At 73.5% G+C, this 16176-nt stretch carries 13 protein-coding genes and 1 tRNA gene; 5 read left to right on the forward strand and 9 right to left on the reverse strand.

Features of this window, described 5'->3' with window-relative positions; translation table 11 throughout:
* Positions 1 to 31: 31 nt before the first annotated feature.
* From SL103_RS03655 to SL103_RS03680, 6 genes are all read right to left on the reverse strand, one after another.
* On the reverse strand, positions 32 to 556 hold the full coding sequence (locus tag SL103_RS03655; protein ID WP_069567311.1) for a hypothetical protein: 525 nt from the start codon (positions 554 to 556) through the stop codon (positions 32 to 34).
* A gap of 80 nt (positions 557 to 636) precedes the next feature.
* The gene (gene pth, locus SL103_RS03660; protein ID WP_033266528.1) at positions 637 to 1227 is read right to left on the reverse strand and encodes an aminoacyl-tRNA hydrolase; all 591 of its coding nucleotides are present in this window, start codon (positions 1225 to 1227) and stop codon (positions 637 to 639) included.
* A 119-nt stretch (positions 1228 to 1346) separates the two neighbouring features.
* Positions 1347 to 1937 (reverse strand): 50S ribosomal protein L25/general stress protein Ctc, encoded by a 591-nt coding sequence (locus SL103_RS03665; protein ID WP_069567313.1) that lies wholly within the window; start codon positions 1935 to 1937, stop codon positions 1347 to 1349.
* A 192-nt stretch (positions 1938 to 2129) separates the two neighbouring features.
* A complete protein-coding gene (locus SL103_RS03670) occupies positions 2130 to 3104 on the reverse strand; it encodes a ribose-phosphate diphosphokinase (RefSeq protein WP_069567314.1) in 975 nt (324 codons plus the stop codon).
* A gap of 99 nt (positions 3105 to 3203) precedes the next feature.
* Positions 3204 to 4664, reverse strand: a complete 1461-nt coding sequence (gene glmU, locus SL103_RS03675) for a bifunctional UDP-N-acetylglucosamine diphosphorylase/glucosamine-1-phosphate N-acetyltransferase GlmU (RefSeq protein ID WP_079145546.1) — start codon at positions 4662 to 4664, stop codon at positions 3204 to 3206.
* Between the two features lie 120 nt (positions 4665 to 4784).
* Positions 4785 to 4856, reverse strand: a tRNA-Gln gene (locus SL103_RS03680).
* A 318-nt stretch (positions 4857 to 5174) separates the two neighbouring features.
* Here SL103_RS03680 and SL103_RS03685 point away from each other — a divergent pair.
* Positions 5175 to 6611, forward strand: coding sequence for a sensor histidine kinase (locus tag SL103_RS03685; protein ID WP_079145547.1), 1437 nt, complete (start codon positions 5175 to 5177; stop codon positions 6609 to 6611).
* A gap of 149 nt (positions 6612 to 6760) precedes the next feature.
* Here SL103_RS03685 and SL103_RS03690 read toward each other — a convergent pair whose 3' ends face one another.
* Positions 6761 to 7324: an SUKH-3 domain-containing protein gene (locus SL103_RS03690; protein ID WP_069567319.1), complete on the reverse strand. Its 564-nt coding sequence runs from the start codon at positions 7322 to 7324 to the stop codon at positions 6761 to 6763.
* A gap of 8 nt (positions 7325 to 7332) precedes the next feature.
* Positions 7333 to 7845: a YwqJ-related putative deaminase gene (locus SL103_RS03695; protein WP_069567321.1), complete on the reverse strand. Its 513-nt coding sequence runs from the start codon at positions 7843 to 7845 to the stop codon at positions 7333 to 7335.
* A gap of 297 nt (positions 7846 to 8142) precedes the next feature.
* Between SL103_RS03695 and SL103_RS03700 the strand changes: the two genes are divergently transcribed.
* From SL103_RS03700 to SL103_RS03715, 4 genes are all read left to right on the forward strand, one after another.
* Positions 8143 to 9153: an SMI1/KNR4 family protein gene (locus SL103_RS03700; RefSeq protein ID WP_069567323.1), complete on the forward strand. Its 1011-nt coding sequence runs from the start codon at positions 8143 to 8145 to the stop codon at positions 9151 to 9153.
* Between the two features lie 5 nt (positions 9154 to 9158).
* Positions 9159 to 12047, forward strand: coding sequence for an SUKH-4 family immunity protein (locus tag SL103_RS03705; RefSeq protein WP_069567324.1), 2889 nt, complete (start codon positions 9159 to 9161; stop codon positions 12045 to 12047).
* A gap of 264 nt (positions 12048 to 12311) precedes the next feature.
* Positions 12312 to 13193, forward strand: a complete 882-nt coding sequence (locus SL103_RS03710; RefSeq protein ID WP_244304134.1) for an LCP family protein — start codon at positions 12312 to 12314, stop codon at positions 13191 to 13193.
* A 99-nt stretch (positions 13194 to 13292) separates the two neighbouring features.
* The gene (locus tag SL103_RS03715; protein ID WP_079145550.1) at positions 13293 to 14297 is read left to right on the forward strand and encodes a cellulose-binding protein; all 1005 of its coding nucleotides are present in this window, start codon (positions 13293 to 13295) and stop codon (positions 14295 to 14297) included.
* Between the two features lie 22 nt (positions 14298 to 14319).
* On the opposite strand, the gene SL103_RS03720 is transcribed toward SL103_RS03715, so the two are convergent.
* Positions 14320 to 15984: an MFS transporter gene (locus SL103_RS03720; protein WP_432215334.1), complete on the reverse strand. Its 1665-nt coding sequence runs from the start codon at positions 15982 to 15984 to the stop codon at positions 14320 to 14322.
* Between the last annotated feature and the right edge of the window lie 192 nt (positions 15985 to 16176).

The following is a 16176-nucleotide window of genomic DNA, read 5'->3' on the forward strand; positions in this document are numbered from 1 at the left end:
AGTGGACGGGCCGCCGTCGTACCTCAACCGTCTACATCGCCGCGAACGCCGCCCCCAGCAGCAACGCCCCCAGCAACCCCATCACCCACGCCGTACGCCGCAACCGCATCCCCCCGGCCACCACCAGCGCCGCCAACAGCAACGACCCCGCGAACGGCACCCAGGCGTGCAGCACCCCCGCCGGCCCCGTCCGCACCGCCTGCGACGTCCCCGGCTTCAGTACGACCGCCACCCGCTCGCCCTTCGACGGGGCAACGGCCTCCGCGATCGACACCTTCGCCCGCGGCCCGCCCGCCCCCGACACCGGCACGTACGGGCCCGTGCACCGCTCGCCCGCACACGCCGCCACCGTCATCGTGCCGCGGCCCTGCGCCTTCACCAGCATCGCGTACCGCGCCGTGTTCCACGACGTCCACACCCCCGCCACCAGCAGGAGCAGCGCCAGTACGCCCATCACCCCCACCCGCGCGGCGAGCAGCAGCCCGAAGGCACTCTCCCCCAACCGCCGGCTACGGCTGCGTCTGACCGAACTGGTGCGCGTACTGCTTCTGGGCATGGCGGCGATCCTTGGCCATGCACCAGCGCCCGGTCAACCTCGGAAAACAGTTCGTCAGCCCCTGACCCGCACTGCCCCATTCACGTGTTGTACGAACTCTGCGCCCGTTCCAACCCGTCCACGATCAGCGTTTCCACGGCATCCGCCGCGCGGTCCACGAAGTAATCCAGCTCCCGCCGCTCCGCCGACGAGAAATCCTTCAGCACGAAATCCGCCACCTGCATACGCCCCGGCGGACGGCCGATCCCGAACCGCACCCGGTGGTACTCCGCACCCAGCGACTTCGTGATCGACTTCAGGCCGTTGTGCCCGTTGTCGCCGCCGCCCAACTTCAGCCGCAATGCGCCGTAATCAATATCCAACTCATCATGAATCGCCACGATGTTGGCCACCGGCACCTTGTAGAAATCCCGCAACGCCGTCGTCGGCCCACCCGACAGATTCATGAACGACAACGGCTTGGCGACCACCACCCGGCGACTTCCCGGCCCCGGTGGCCCGACGCGCCCCTCGACCACCTGCGCCCGCGCCTTGTGCGCCTTGAAACGGCCGCCCATCCGCTCCGCCAGGAGATCGGCGACCATGAATCCCACATTGTGCCGATTGGCGGCGTACTCGGGACCGGGATTCCCCAGCCCCACCACCAGCCAAGGGCCCACTGCATCCGACATCTGCAAGCTCCTTCAACGACGCGACCGTCGTCCCGCGCCACAGCGCGGAACGACGGTCACAAAGAGAAACCCGGGACGCACCGGCAATCCACCTCGGCGGACGCCCACCCCGGAAGGGATCAGCCCTCGGCGCCCTCTTCGCCCTCGGCGGCCTCCTCGGCCGGAGCCTCGGCCTGCGCCGCCACGACCTGCAGCACGACCGCGTCGTCCTCGACCGTCAGGGAGGAACCCTTCGGCAGGACGATGTCCTTCGCCAGCACCGACGCGCCGGCCGCCAGGCCCTCGACCGACACCGTGACCGACTCGGGGATGTGCGTCGCCTCGGCCTCGATGGGCAGCGCGTTCAGCGAGTGCTCCAGGATGTGCTGGCCCGGCGCGAGGTCACCCTCGACGTGGATCGGCACCTCGACGGCGACCTTCTCGCCCTTCTTCACGGCCAGGAAGTCCACGTGCACCAGGAACCGGCGGATGGCCTCACGCTGCACATCCTTCGGGATGACCAGCTCGTTCTTACCGTCGAACTCCAGGCGGATCAGCGCGTTGGAGGTCTTCAGCGCCATCATCAGCGCGTGGCTGTCGACCGTCACGTGCTTGGGCTCGGCACCGTGGCCGTAGATGACGCCGGGAACGCGGCCCTCACGACGGGCGCGACGCGCCGCACCCTTACCGAAGTCGGTACGGGCCTCAGCGGCAAGCTTGATCTCAGCCATGACAAGCACTCCTCGTAACTCAGAAACATCTGGTGGGCGTCACCCGGCCCACGACAGACCTGCTACGAAGAGCGCGTCGATAACGGAGCACCCACCCAAAAGGGCGGCCTCCCTCGCCGAGCAACTCCACGAGTCTACCCGGCGGGAAGGCCGCCCCAAAATGGATCTACCGCGCCGCGCGAACGCGGACGCTCACTGCTCCTCGAAGAGGCTCGTCACCGAACCGTCCTCGAACACCTCACGGATCGCCCGCGCGATGGTCGGGGCCATCGACAGCACCGTGATCTTGTCCAGCTCCAGCTCCGAAGGCGTCGGCAGGGTGTTCGTGAACACGAACTCGCTCACCTTCGAATTCTTCAGCCGGTCCGCCGCCGGACCCGACAGCACGCCGTGCGTCGCCGTCACGATCACGTCCGACGCACCGTTCGCGAACAGCGCGTCCGCCGCCGCGCAGATCGTGCCACCGGTGTCGATCATGTCGTCGACCAGGACGCACACCCGGTCCTTCACATCGCCGACGACCTCGTGCACCGTGACCTGGTTCGCCACGTCCTTGTCGCGCCGCTTGTGGACGATCGCCAGCGGCGCACCCAGACGGTCGCACCACCGGTCCGCCACCCGCACCCGGCCCGCGTCCGGCGAAACCACCGTCAGCTTGTCCCGGTCGACCTTCGCGCCCACGTAGTCCGCCAGCACCGGCAGCGCGAAAAGGTGATCCACCGGACCGTCGAAGAAGCCCATGATCTGGTCGGTGTGGAGATCCACCGTGACCACCCGGTCCGCACCCGCGGTCTTCATCAAATCCGCGATCAGCCGCGCCGAAATCGGCTCACGGCCGCGGTGCTTCTTGTCCTGGCGCGCATAACCGTAGAACGGAACGACCACCGTGATGCTCCGGGCCGAGGCCCGCTTCAGCGCATCAATCATGATCAGCTGTTCCATGATCCACTTATTGATCGGAGCCGTGTGGCTCTGGATCAAAAAGCAATCCGCGCCACGCGCCGACTCCTGATAGCGGACATAGATCTCACCGTTGGCGAAGTCAAAAGCCTTCGTCGGGACCAGCCCGACACCCAGCTGATGCGCAACCTCCTCCGCCAGCTCGGGGTGGGCGCGGCCGGAGAAGAGCATCAGCTTCTTCTCGCCGGTCGTCTTGATCCCGGTCACAGCAAATCTCCTCGAATCACAGTTTGCGTGCGCTCATCACGGTACGCCCCGCACGGCATACCTCTTCCCAGCCAATGCCGGCTGGTACCCCCACCACGATCACTGCTCGCCCCCCTCGGACTCCCGGCGAGCAGCCGCGGCGGCCTGCGCGGCGGCACTTCCGGGTCGCTTGCGCGCGACCCAGCCCTCGATATTCCGCTGCTGGCCGCGCGCGACCGCCAGCGAACCCGGGGGCACATCCTTGGTGATGACCGAGCCGGCCGCCGTATAAGCGCCGTCCCCGATCGTGACAGGAGCCACAAACATGTTGTCCGACCCCGTCCTGCAATGCGACCCGACGGTCGTGTGGTGCTTCGCCTCACCGTCGTAGTTCACAAACACACTCGCGGCGCCGATATTGGTGAACTCACCGATCGTCGCATCCCCCACATACGAAAGATGCGGGACCTTCGTGCCCTCGCCGATCGACGCGTTCTTCATCTCCACGTACGCGCCGGCCTTCGACTTCGGCCCCAGATCCGTTCCCGGGCGCAGATAGGCATACGGACCCACATTCGCGCCCGCGCCGATACGCGCACCCTCGGCCACCGTGAACGAGACCACCGCGCCCTCGGCCACCGACGTATCCGTCAGCCGCGCGTGCGGACCGACCTCGGCGCCCGTGCCGACGTGCGTCGTGCCCAGCAGCTGCGTCCCCGGGTGCACCGTCGCGTCCTGCTCGAACGTCACCGACACGTCCACGAACGTCGACGCCGGGTCCACGACCGTCACGCCGGCCAGCATCGCCCGCTCCAGCAGCCGCTCGTTCAGCAGCCGGCGCGCCTCCGCCAGCTGCACCCGGTTGTTGATGCCCAGGATCTCCCGGTGGTCGGCCGCCACCGCGGCACCGACCCGGTGCCCCGCCTCGCGCACGATCCCCAGGACGTCCGTCAGGTACTCCTCGCCCTGGCTGTTGTCCGTACGCACCTTCCCCAGCGCGTCGACCAGCAGCCGGGCGTCGAACGCGAACACCCCGGAGTTGATCTCCCGGATCGCCCGCTGGGTGTCCGTGGCGTCCTTGTGCTCCACGATCGCGGTCACCGCACCGGTGCCCGCCTCCCGCACGATGCGGCCGTAGCCGGTGGCGTCCGGAACCTCCGCCGACAGAACGGTGACCGCGTTCCCGTCCGCCGCGTGCGTCTCACCGAGCCGCCCGAGGGTCTCACCGGTCAGCAGCGGCGTGTCACCGCAGACCACGATCACGGTGCCGTCGAGCACGACACCGCTGTCGCTCAGCTGCTCCAGCGCGGTGCGGACGGCGTGACCGGTGCCCTTCTGCTCGTGCTGCACGGCGGTGCGCACGGCCGGGTCGACCTCGGCGAGATGTGCCTGCACCTGCTCGCGGGCGTGGCCGACGACCACGACGAGGTTCTCCGGGTCCAGCTCACGGGAGGCGGCGACGACATGTCCGACGAGGGAGCGGCCGCAGAGGGCGTGCAGGACCTTGGGGGTCGCCGACTTCATGCGGGTGCCCTCACCCGCTGCGAGAACGACGACGGCTGCCGGGCGGTTGGCGCTCACGGGGATGCCCTTCGGCTTCTTGGCTACTTCGGGTGGTGGTCATCCGAAGGATACCGGTGCGTTTTCCCACCGAAACGCGCACGGGTCCCGACCTCGCGGTCAGGACCCGAACTTTGCTTGCTCCCCTGCCAGGACTCGAACCCGGACATAAGGCACCAAAAGCCTCAGTGCTGCCAATTACACCACAGGGGATAGTGGAGCGGTTCAAGCTGGACATTTCGTCGGCCTGATCGCTTGGCACCCAACACTATGCCGTACCACCGGCCTTCGGTGCGACGGTACGGGTCTGCACTTTGTAGCACCTGGTGACCGGGCGGTCGCGGTAGCCCTCCCCGACGTTCTTGCGTGCGGCCCTCGGGTGGTGCGGCCGGGTCGCGGCGCGCGGAACGGGGGAAATGTGGGCGATTCAACAGTTCGCGGGTGAACGGCTGGTAGCGGCCGGTAATGGGCCGGCGTCGTGGCCCGGACGGCTGCGGGGGAACGGCAAGAGGCGCCCGTAGGCTGGACGGTATGACCACGACGGGGGCAAGTGAAGGTGTGGCCACGCGGGGCGCGCCGGTGAGCGGGCCGTGGTGGTGGGCCCGGCGGCGGAGCGCCGTGCTGGATGTGCTGCTGGCGGTGGCGTCGGCGCTGGAGTGCATGGTCGAGGGGGTGCGGTTCGCGCGGGAGGCGCAGCTGCCCGAGGCGGCCGGGGTACTGCTGGGTCTGCTGGTGGGGTCGGTGCTGCTGGTGCGGCGCCGGTGGCCCGTGGTGGTGGTGCTGGTTTCGATAGCGGTGATGCCCGCGGAGATGGGCGGGCTGCTGAGTGTGGTGGGGCTGTACACGCTCGCCGCGTCGGACGTGCCGCGCCGGATCACCACGTTGCTGGCGGGGATGACGGTCGTGGGGACGTTGGTGACGACGTTCCTCACGCTGCGGCAGGACGTGGCGACCCAGGAGGACTTCAATCCGCCGGCGTGGGTGGTGCCGGTGATGTCGCTCGCGGTGGGGCTGGTGCTGACGGCTCCGCCCGTGCTGTGGGGGCTGTACATCGGGGCCCGGCGGCGGCTGGTGGAGAGCCTGCGGGAGCGGGCGGACGGTCTGGAGCGGGAGCTGTCGCTGCTGGCGGACCGGGCCGAGGAGCGGGCGGAGTGGGCCCGTAACGAGGAGCGGACCCGGATCGCGCGGGAGATGCACGACGTGGTCGCGCACCGGGTGAGCCTGATGGTGGTGCATGCGGCGGCGCTGCAGGCGGTGGCGTTGAAGGACCCGGAGAAGGCGTCGAAGAACGCGGCGCTGGTCGGCGACATGGGCCGGCAGGCGCTGACGGAGCTGCGCGAGATGCTCGGGGTGCTGCGTACGGCGGAGGGGACGGCGGCCCGGGGGGTGACGGCGTCGGACGCCCCGGAGCGGTTGGCGGCGGTGGCTTCGCGGGCGCGGGTGCCGGCGGAGGCGCAGGCGCCCGCGCCGGTGGCCGCGGGGGGCGTGCCGGAGGGGGACGGGGCGGTCCCGGGTGCCGGGACACCGGGGGAGGGGCAGGCCGAGGGGCCGTCCCTGGCGGATCTCGGGGATCTGGTGGGGCAGTCCCGGGCGGCGGGGATGGTGGTCGAGCTGTCGGTGGACGGTCCGGCGGAGGATCCCGTCGGGGCGGGCCTGCGGTATGCGGCGCGGGTGGAGCAGACGGTGTACCGGGTGGTCCAGGAAGCGTTGACGAATGTGCACAAGCACGCGCCGGGGGCGCGGGCCCGGGTGCGGCTGGCGCACCGGGAGGGTGAGCTGGCGGTGCAGGTGGAGAACGGGCCGTGTGAGGGCGACGCGGCGAACGCGGGCCTGCCGAGCGGCGGGAACGGCCTGGTGGGGATGCGGGAGCGGGTGACCGCGCTGGGCGGCGTTTTCGTCTCGGGCCCGACCGACGCCGGCGGCTTCCGGGTCTCCGCGGTGGTCCCGGCGTCCCTTCCGGCGGCCTGACCCGGCGGTTGCCGGATTCTTCCGGGGCGGGCGACCCGCCCCGGCGCTCGCGCCCGCCCACCGGGCGTTTCCCCGGGCCCGCGACCTGCTACGGCGCGCGCCCCGCGGTCCGCCGGCGGCGCCGAGGCCCCGTTCCCCGTCCTCAACCCTCAGTCGGCGTCGTGTGCGGCGAGCCCCAGGCGGCTCGGCTTGGTGCCGAGCACCAGCGTTCCCAGTGCGGTGTCGATGTCGGCGCCGAGGTACCAGTCGCCGGTGTGGTCGAGGCTGTAGACGCGGCCCTCGGTGTCGATGGCGAGGGTGGCCTGGCCGTAGGTCGCGCCGTCCGGGTCGGTGAGTTCCTCGCGGCCCAGGGGTGCGACGTCCGTTTCGAGGGCGCGGCCGAGGTCGCCGAGCGTGCGGGCGAGGTGGAGGCCGTGCAGGGGGTTGATGACGAAGGGGGCGGGGGCGATGTGGCGGCCGGGGCCGGGGCCGGTGATGTGCAGTCCGCCGAATTCGGCCCAGGCTTCGACGGCGGCGGGGAAGACGGTGTGGCGGTGGCCGGCGGGGGAGGCGTGGGCGCGCAGGGCGTCGGCCCAGTGTTCGGCCTGCTTTATGTCCCAGCGGCCGGGTTGCCAGCCGGCTTCCTGCAGGGCGACGTCCACGGCGGCGGGGAAGCGGGTGGAGTCGGTGCGGTCGTGCGCGGGGGTGCGGGGGCCGGGGGTGGTGGGCGGCATGGTGACGGTCAGCTTCCTGTGGGCGTGGTGCCGATGGGCATGACGCCGAAGTGGGCGAGGAGGGCGTCGCAGGACCGGCAGGGCGGGGCGTAGCTGCCGTGCTGGGGGTCGCCGTCCTCGCGGATGTGGCGGGCGGTGATCTTGGAGTGTTTGAGGGAACGGCGGGCCTCGCCGTTGGTGAGGGGTTTGCGCGAGGCGCGTTTGGAACGGTTGGCCTCGACGGCGGTCAGGTGGCGGGAGAGCAGGACGGCTTCGGGACATCGGCCGGTGAAGCGCTCGCGCTGCGCGGTGGCGAGGGTGTCGAGGAAGTCCTGGACGAGCGGGTGCAACGTAGGCGGTTGTTCCGCCCGGCCGGCGGTGCAGGTGAGGGTTTGTCCGCGTACGGACAGGGCGGCGCCGATGGTGGGGAGGATGCCGTCGCGGCGGTGGTGCAGGGCGGGTGCGCGATGGGTGTCGGCGGTGCCGCTCCAGCCGATGCGTGGGTCCCCGGTGCCGGTGCCGTGGCGTGCGGTGGTGCTCATGGTGGTGCTTTCCCTCCCTGCAATCCCCCCGGTTGCGGGGGATCAGATTGCCAAATGTGCTGGGTGTTGCGGTAGTCGGACGGGCTGTCATGGAGATCACGGGGAGCTGACGGGGCGTCGGGAGGTAGTCAACAGGGCTGGTGGGCGGGGTGGTGCGCGGGGGCCCGGGGGTGGTGCGGCGGTGGGTGACGCCGGTGTGTCGCGGGGCTGACGGGCACGGGGGCGGGGGCGCGGGCGGGTGTTGCGGCACGGCATAGGCTGTGCCCCAAAGCCAGCTTCAGCCAGGGGGCATCCGCGATGACGACAGGTCGGCCAGGGCTGGGGGCTCTCCCCGGCTCCCAGGCGGCGGGGCATGCCGCCGCGCCACCCAATTCGGCCTATGCCGGTCAGGTGGTGCATTTTCCGGATCCGGTGCGTGCCGCACGGTATCCGGCGGGTGTGCGGATGGACGGGCGGGGCTTTCCGGTGTTCACGCCCTATGCGCGGGCCGCCGCGGAGATCGCCGAGCCGCCGGAGGGCTTCGGCGTGGACGAGCTGCGGCTGACGGACTACGTGTCGGCGAACGCGGCGCTGCACGCGCAGGGGCACGAGCTGTGGATAGACGTGCCCGCGGTGGCGACGCCGCACGGCTGGACGTGGCATCACGTGGCCGGCACGCGGCGGATGGAGCTGGTCCCGGTCGAGGTGAAGGCGCTGCTGCGGCATCACGGTGGGCTGGCGACGGCGGCGGTGGCGCACGACAAGCGCGGGACCCGGCCGCTGCAGGAGACCCGGCCGGTGCACTTCGGGCTGCCGCACCGCGAGCTGGCGGTGGGTGAGGAGCAGGTGGTGCAGGCCGAGGAGGCGCTGGGCTACCGGCTGCCGGGTGCGTACCGCTCGTTCCTGAAGGCGGCGGGCGGGTGCGCGCCGGTGGGTGCCGCGCTGGACGCGGAGCTGGGGCTGCTGGTCGACCAGCCGTTCTTCACGGTGCGGGACGACGCGGCGGTCAACGACCTGGTGTACGTGAACAAGTGCCTGCGGGACCACTTCACCAAGGACTATCTGGGCGTGGGGTTCGTGCAGGGCGGTGTGGTCGCGGTGAAGGTGCGCGGTGACGCGCCGGGCTCGGTGTGGTTCTGCCCGTACGACGACGCGCGGGACCAGGACGGCTGGGGGGTGCAGGAGCGGGTGGAGCGGCTGCTGCTGCCGTGCGGTGCGGATTTCGACGATTTTCTGCAGCGGCTGGCGGGCAACCCGCCGGAGCTGGAGACCGTGGCGAACCTGATGGTGGACGGCGGTTTCGCGGCTGCCGTTCCGGTGGGGGGCTGATCGCGTTGGTGACGTTCGCACAGGCGCAGGAGCGCGCCGAGCGGTGGGTGAACGGCGAGGTGCCGGCGGAGCTCCACCGTGAGGTGCGGGTGCGGGAGTTCGACCTGGGTTTCGTGGCCTGGGCGGAGGACCGCGAGGGGGCCCCGTCGATGGAGGGCGGCCGGGCCCGGCTGGTGATCGCGCGGGACAGCGGGGAGGCGACGCTGTGGCCGGGACTGCCGGTGGGTGAGGTGATCCGCCGGTACGAGGAGGAGTACGGGGCGGTCGCGGACGGCGGGTACGGGGCGGCCGAGCCGGCGCCGCAGCGGATCGATCTGGAGGCCACGTCGTTCCTGCTGACGCCGCCGGAGTGGCTGCAGCAGGCGGCGGACGCGCGGGGCATCCCGGACGGGCCGGGCGGTGCGGGGAGCGGGGCCGCGCCGTCGGCGCCCCCGGTGCCCGCGCAGCCGGGGCCGCCGGCCGCCGCGGCGCCCGCGCCCTCCGTGCCTTCGGCTCCTGCCGCTCCGTCGGCTTCGGACGCCTGGGCCGAGGTGAGCGTCAACGGCGCTGGGGACGGGGTTCTGCAGTCCGGTGCGGACGCGGCGGAGACGGGTCCGCTGCCGGGTGTGCCGGGCGGTGCCGGTGCGGCCGTTGCGCCGGGCACCCCGGCCGACGCGACGCCGTGGGCCGCCGCCGACACCACCAGCAGCGACGGGGGCGGTGAGGACCTGTCGGTGGGGCTGCCCCAGACGGTCTTCGCGCCGCCGCTGGCCGGCTTCGACGAGGAGGACGCGCCGGCCGCGCCGCGCGCCCGGTCCGAGGCCAGGACCGAACTGCTGCAGGGCGGCAGCCAGTTGCCGCGTACGCAGGTGGCGCCGGCTGTCGAGCTGCCGGACGGGGCGGGGCCGGGCGGCGGTCCGGTGGGCGGGCCCGGTGGCGCTCCGCTGCCGCCGCCGATGCCGGCCGCGCCGCCGGTGGTGCCGGGGCTGCCTGATCTGCCGCCGCCGTCGGGGCCGCCGGTCGCCGATGTGCCGCCTCCGCCGGGTGTGGCCGGGGCCGGTGCGCCGGGTGTGCCCGGTCCCGGTACCCCGCCGGCACCGCCCGTGGGGGGCGGGGTGCATGCCGCGGCGACGATGCTGGCCGACGGCTCGTCGCTGCCCGGTAACGCGGCCGGCGGGCCGCCCCCGCCGCCCGGTGTGCCCGGCGCGGGGCGTACGGGCGGGCCGCAGGACGCCGCGCAGCGCGCGGAGGCCGAAACGGGCCAGGCCGGGGTGCGTCCGCCCGGCGGCCCGGCGGCGTCCGGTGCGCCGGCCGGGGGGTACGTACCGACGCAGCTGGTGTCGCAGCTGGACGGCGCGGATCTCGATCTCAGCGCGGTGGACGGGCCCGGCGGGGCGGACCGGCCCGGTGGGACCGGCGGTCCCGGTGCGGACGGCCCCGGCGCCGGTGGTCCGGGTGCCGGTGGTCCCGGTGGAGTGCATGCCGCCGCGACGATGCTCGCCGACGGGGCGTCGCTGCAGGCCGGACCGGCCGCCGCCGGTGGTCCCGGCGGTGCTGCCGGTGGCCCGGGTGTGCCCGCGCCCCCGGCGCCGCCCGGTGTGCCGAAGCCGCCCGGGCCGCCCGGCCGTCCCGGCGTCTCCGCCGGTGGTCCGGAGAGCGGCGGCCGGGAGAGCGGCGGTCCGGCCGGGCCGCCCCCGCCGCCGGGACCGCCGGCCGCCGGTGGCCCCGGCGGCGGGGTGCACGCCGCGGCGACGATGCTCGCCGGTGGCGCCGCGCTGCCCGGCGGGCCGGGTGGCCCCGGTGGCCCGGCGGGTCCCGGCACGCCGCCCGCGCCGCCGGCCGGCCCCGGTGTTCCGCCGCCGGGCGTGCCCGGCCCCACGGGCGGCCCCGGCGGCCCGGGTGCGTACGGCTATCCGCAGGCACCCAGCGGTCAGCCGACGGTCGGCCCGGGCTACATGGCCGTGCTGAGCTACCGCGCGCCGGACGGCTCCGAGCAGAAGATCGTGCGCCGCTCGGCGCCGGGTACGCCGCACCCGGAGTGGCAGCTGCTGCACGAGCTGCGGGGCATGAACGTTCCGCCGCAGCAGGTGCTGGAGCTGCACACCGAGCTGGAGTGCTGTGACCTGCCGGGTGGCTACTGCGCCCGGATGATCCGGGACAACTGGCCGCAGGTGCGGATCAGCCACACCGCCGCGTACGGCAGGGACCACGCCTCGCGTCAGCAGGGCGTACGGCATCTGGTCGAGCACCAGGGCGAGTTGCACCAGGTCGCGGACGGCCCGGCGCGGCCGGCGCCGGTGCGGGTGCCGTTGCCGCACCCCTCGCAGGTGCCGCCGGCGCCGCAGGTGCCGCCGCAGGCGATCGGGCAGGAGCTGGAGCAGGCGTTCGGGCCGCAGGCGATCTTCCGGTTCGACCAGCGGGCGGTGTCCCGGCAGGGCGTGCCCGACGTGGTGGCGCAGATGCTGGTGTGGGCCGGGTTGCCGGTCGACTTCGGGCCGTTCTTCTGGGCGCAGGCGCAGCCGCACCGCCCGGTGCCGACGCTGGCGGAGCTGGCGGTGGAGCGCGGGGTGCAGCCGGCGCCGGACGCCGGGTCGTACCTGGTGATGGGCAACGACTTCGGTCGTCAGCTGTGCGTCCAGTACGGGACCGCGAACATCGTGGCGGTGCCCCTGGAGGGCCACGGCGGGCAGCCGCCCGCGCCGCAGTTCGTGAACAGCGGGCTGCCGGAGTTCGTGCGGTGTCTGGCGATGCTGGGGCGGATGTGGCGGCTGCGGTACGGGCTGACGCCGGAGCAGGCGGGCCGGTGGACCGTCGACTTCCAGGCGCAGCTGGTGGCGCTGGACCCGCCGGCGCTGGGCTCCCCGGAGACCTGGTGGTCGGTGCTGCTGGAGCAGATGTGGGACGGCCTGCTGTAGGGCGGCGGGCGGGGCGTTCGACCTGCGGGACGGGCCGGGCGCCCCGACCATGCGTATATGGGCCGTCCGATACCCCCGTCGTGGTCGTCGTCGCCGGCGACCCTGTACCGGGCGGGTGGCCGGCGCCGGCGCCGCCGCGGGCGGGCCGCCGGGCGGTGGGGCGGCCCGGGGCCGCGCCGGAGCCGGTGGGCGTGGCTGGGCTGGCTGCTGGCGGCGCTGCTGGTGCTGGTGGTCCTGGTGGTGGCGGCGGGGGCCGGGCTGTACATGCGGGCGGGGCGGCAGCTCCAGCACACGGCCGCGCTGGGGGACTATCCGGGCCGGCCGGCCCCGGGCCGGGGCACGAACTGGCTGCTGGTCGGCTCCGACAGCCGCTCCGAGCTGACCCGGCAGCAGCGCAGGGAGCTGCACGTCGGCAACAACGACGTGCGGAACACCGACACGATCATGGTGCTGCACTCCGGGGACCACGGCCCCACCCTGGTCAGCCTGCCGCGGGACAGCTACGTCCCGATCCCCGGGCACGGCAGCCGGAAGATCAACGAGGCGTACGCGGACGGCGGCCCGAAGCTGCTCACCCGGACGGTGGAACAGGCGACCGGGCTGCGCATCGACCGCTATGCCGAGGTGAACTTCCTGGGGTTCGTGCGGATCGTGGACGCGCTGGAGGGCGTCCGGCTGTGTCTGGACAAGCCGCTCGTCGACGAGAAGTCGGGGGCGGACTTCCCGGCCGGCTGCCGGCGGATGAACGGGACGCAGGCGCTGGCGTTCGTACGGGCGCGGTACGCGGACCCGGAGGGTGACCTCGGACGGGTGAAGCGGCAGCGGCAGCTGCTCGGCGCGGTGGCGGACCGGATGGCCGGCTCCGACGTGTATCTGGACCCGTCCCGGTTGACGCGGGTGATGGACGCGTCGTTGGCGGCGCTGACCGTGGATGACCGGGCCGGGGTGGGGCAGTTGCTGGACATGGGCTGGTCGATGAAGCGGATCGCCGGCGGCGGTGGGGCGGCGGCCACGGTGCCGGTGCGTCAGCCCGGCGTGATGGTGGCCGGTGCCGGGTCGGTGCTGCGGTGGGACGAAAGCGGGGCGAAGCGGTTGTTCCTCGCTCTCCGCAACGATGATCCAATTCCGACTTCTGCCGATAAATGACGCATCCTGGTGCGGTGGGCCGGTAGGCGTGCCGCGACGGCACGGAATCCCGGCCGGTCCGAAGAACAGCGCGCGTAACTGCACAGAGGGGCTTGAGGGATGAGTGCATCGGTGTCGCCTCACGGGTTCGAGACCGTACGAGGGCGTGGATACCGGCCGGAGGACGTGGACCGCCGCTTCGAGGGGCTCTCCGTCGACCGTGACTCCTGCTGGGAGCGCGCCGCACGGCTCACCGTCCTGTGCAACGAGATGGAGGCCGAACTCGCCGCGGTGCGGCTGCATCTGGCGACGCTGCCGCCGCAGACGTACGAATCCCTCGGCACCGAGGCCCGGTTGATCCTCACCACCGCGGAGTCGGAGTCGGAGCGGCTGCGCGCCGAGGCGGAGGAGGCCGCCGCGCACCTGCGGGACGAGGCCGACGCCTACGGGCGCGAGGTGCGGGAGGCGGCGGACAAGGCGGCGTACGCGCTGCGCACCGAGGCGGACGAGCTGGCCCGGCGGACGGAGGTCAGGGCGCAGGACGAGGCCGCGCGGATGGTGTCGGCGGCGGCCAAGGAGGCCGAGACGCTGCGCGAGGAGGCGGCCGAGGCGCTGGAGGAGACCGTCCGGCGCACCGAGCGGATGGTGCGCGACCAGGAGAAGCAGCAGGCCGAGGGGTGGGACACGGCGGGGCGGGAGATCGCCGAGCGGGAGGCCGCGACCGACGACCTCGTCGCGGAGCTGGACGCCCGCGGGCGGACCGTGCTCGCCGACCACCGCCGGCTGTACGCGGAGGTCGAGGAGGCCGCCCGGCACCGGCAGGAGGACGCCGAGGACCGGGCCGCCGGGCTGCTGAGGCAGGCGAGGGTCGAGGTGGAGCGGATCGAGCGGGCCACCGAGCGGACCCTGCGCGAGCACGACGAGGAGCGTGCGGAGCTGCGCATCCACATGACGCACGTGCGCAACAGCCTGGCGGCGCTCACCGGGAAGGCGCCGGTGGCCCTGCCGGACGACCTCGACGGGGACCGCGCGGGGAGCGCCGGTGCCGGCCCGGACGCCGCCGGGCGCGCCGGCTCCGACGAGGCGGACACCCTGGAGACGGAGCTGCCCCGACCGCGCCGCTGACCGGCCGCCGGGCCCCGGCCCGCTACGTCGCGTCCGGCTCCGTCCCGCCCGTACGGGCCCGGCCGTCGTCGCCCGCGGGCGCCTCGGCCGGGGCCCCGCCGGGTGGGGCGTCGGCGTGCACCGGGAAGCGCCGCGGCGCGAGCAGAACCAGCGCGAGCAGGGCGAGGGCGGCGGCCGCGGCGGCGCCGAGGTAGACGTGGTCGACGGTGGCGGCGACGGCGCGGCGCAGGTAGTCCGTGGCGTGGGCGGTGAGGGCGCCGGTGTGCTCCAGGGCGCGCGAGACCGCGTCGAGGTCGCCGGGCAGGCCGGGGCGGATGTCCGAAGGGGCGCCGGCGAGACGGTCGTTGAGGGTGGTGTTGGCGACCGCGCCGAAGAGCGCGGCGCCGACCGACTGGCCGACCTGGCGGCAGAAGAGGATCGAGGCGGTGGCGGTGCCGCGCTCGGCGTAGCCGACGGACGACTGGACGCCGATGATCAGCGGCAGCTGGAAGAGGCCGAGGGCGGCCCCCAGCGCCAGCATGAGCAGGGCGGGCTGCCAGGCGGCGCCGGGGTAGGGCAGCAGCGGGAAGGCGAGCAGAACCAGTCCGGCGGCGCCGATGCCCAGCACCGCGCAGTTGCGGATGCCGAGGCGGTTGTAGACGTGGCTGCTCAGGGCGGCCGACACCGGCCAGCTGAGGGTCATCACGGAGAGCACGAAGCCGGCGGCGGTCGGGCCGAGCCCCAGCACCGCCTGCGCGTAGGTGGGCAGGAAGACGGTCGGTGCGACCATCAGCAGGCCCAGCGCGCCCAGCGCGAGGTTGACCGCGGAGCTGGGGCGGCGGCGCCAGACCCAGCCGGGGATGATCGGTTCCGCGGCGCGCCGTTCGATCAGGACGGTGACCGCCGCGCACACCGCGCTGCCGGCGAACAGCAGCAGCGACGGGGCGGACAGCCACGGCCAGGCGACGCCGCCCTGGACCAGGGCGGTCAGCAGCAGCCCGCCGCAGACGAAGATCGCCAGCGCGCCGGGCCAGTCCACGCGGGGCCGCCCGCCCGCGCGGCCGCCGCGTCCGGTCTCGGTGAAGTGCCGGGCGATCAGCCACAGCGCCACCGCCCCCACCGGCACGTTGACCAGGAAGATCCACCGCCAGTCGGCGTACGCGGCCAGCAGCCCGCCCAGTGCGGGCCCGGCCACCGCCGACGTGGCCCAGACGCTGGAGAGCTTCGCCTGGATCTTGGGGCGTTCCGGCATCGGGTACAGGTCGGCGGCGATGGTCTGCACGGTGCCCTGCAGCGCGCCGCCGCCCAGCCCCTGGACCACCCGGAAGGCGATCAGCGACGCCATGTTCCAGGCGCCGGCGCAGGCCAGCGAGCCGACGAGGAAGAGCACGATGCCGGTGAGCAGGACGGGCTTGCGGCCGAAGGTGTCGGAGAGCTTGCCGTAGACCGGCAGGGTGACGGTGACGGCCAGCAGATAGCCGGAGAACAGCCAGGAGAACACCGCGAAGCCGCCGAGGTCGCCGACGATCTGCGGTACGGCGGTGGCGATGATCGTGGCGTCGAGCGCGGCCAGCGCCATGCCGAGCATGAGGGCCGCGACGACCGGGCCGCGCCGGGTGGCCGGGCCGCCGGCCTCCGCTATGTGGGGGTCCGGGCCGTCCGCACCCCGGTCCGTCGGCCTGTCGCTGTCCCTGGTCGTGCGGCTCACGCTTCCCCCTCCGCGGACGTGCCGTCGGTGTGTGTATCGGACACCGTTCCCATGGACAGCCAACCACGCGCGACCGGGATGCGGAACGGCGCTTCTCGCCGACCGGACACTCCCGGCCCCGCGCGGTGCGCCCCGGGCGGGGGCCGGCGGCTCCGACGGCGGGTTGTCGGCGGTCCGGCGTATCGTGGGCAG

The sequence above is a fragment of the Streptomyces lydicus genome (assembly GCF_001729485.1).
In the GTDB taxonomy this organism is placed as follows: domain Bacteria; phylum Actinomycetota; class Actinomycetes; order Streptomycetales; family Streptomycetaceae; genus Streptomyces; species Streptomyces lydicus_D.

Bases quoted from the DNA above. Each gene is read 5' to 3' on its own strand.
- SL103_RS03655 (WP_069567311.1), bottom strand. From the start codon at position 556: ATGCCCAGAAGCAGTACGCGCACCAGTTCGGTCAGACGCAGCCGTAGC.
- pth (WP_033266528.1), bottom strand. From the start codon at position 1,227: ATGTCGGATGCAGTGGGCCCTTGGCTGGTGGTGGGGCTGGGGAATCCC.
- SL103_RS03665 (WP_069567313.1), bottom strand. From the start codon at position 1,937: ATGGCTGAGATCAAGCTTGCCGCTGAGGCCCGTACCGACTTCGGTAAG.
- SL103_RS03685 (WP_079145547.1), top strand. From the start codon at position 5,175: ATGACCACGACGGGGGCAAGTGAAGGTGTGGCCACGCGGGGCGCGCCG.
- SL103_RS03690 (WP_069567319.1), bottom strand. From the start codon at position 7,324: ATGCCGCCCACCACCCCCGGCCCCCGCACCCCCGCGCACGACCGCACC.
- SL103_RS03695 (WP_069567321.1), bottom strand. From the start codon at position 7,845: ATGAGCACCACCGCACGCCACGGCACCGGCACCGGGGACCCACGCATC.
- SL103_RS03700 (WP_069567323.1), top strand. From the start codon at position 8,143: ATGACGACAGGTCGGCCAGGGCTGGGGGCTCTCCCCGGCTCCCAGGCG.
- SL103_RS03710 (WP_244304134.1), top strand. From the start codon at position 12,312: ATGCGGGCGGGGCGGCAGCTCCAGCACACGGCCGCGCTGGGGGACTAT.
- SL103_RS03715 (WP_079145550.1), top strand. From the start codon at position 13,293: ATGAGTGCATCGGTGTCGCCTCACGGGTTCGAGACCGTACGAGGGCGT.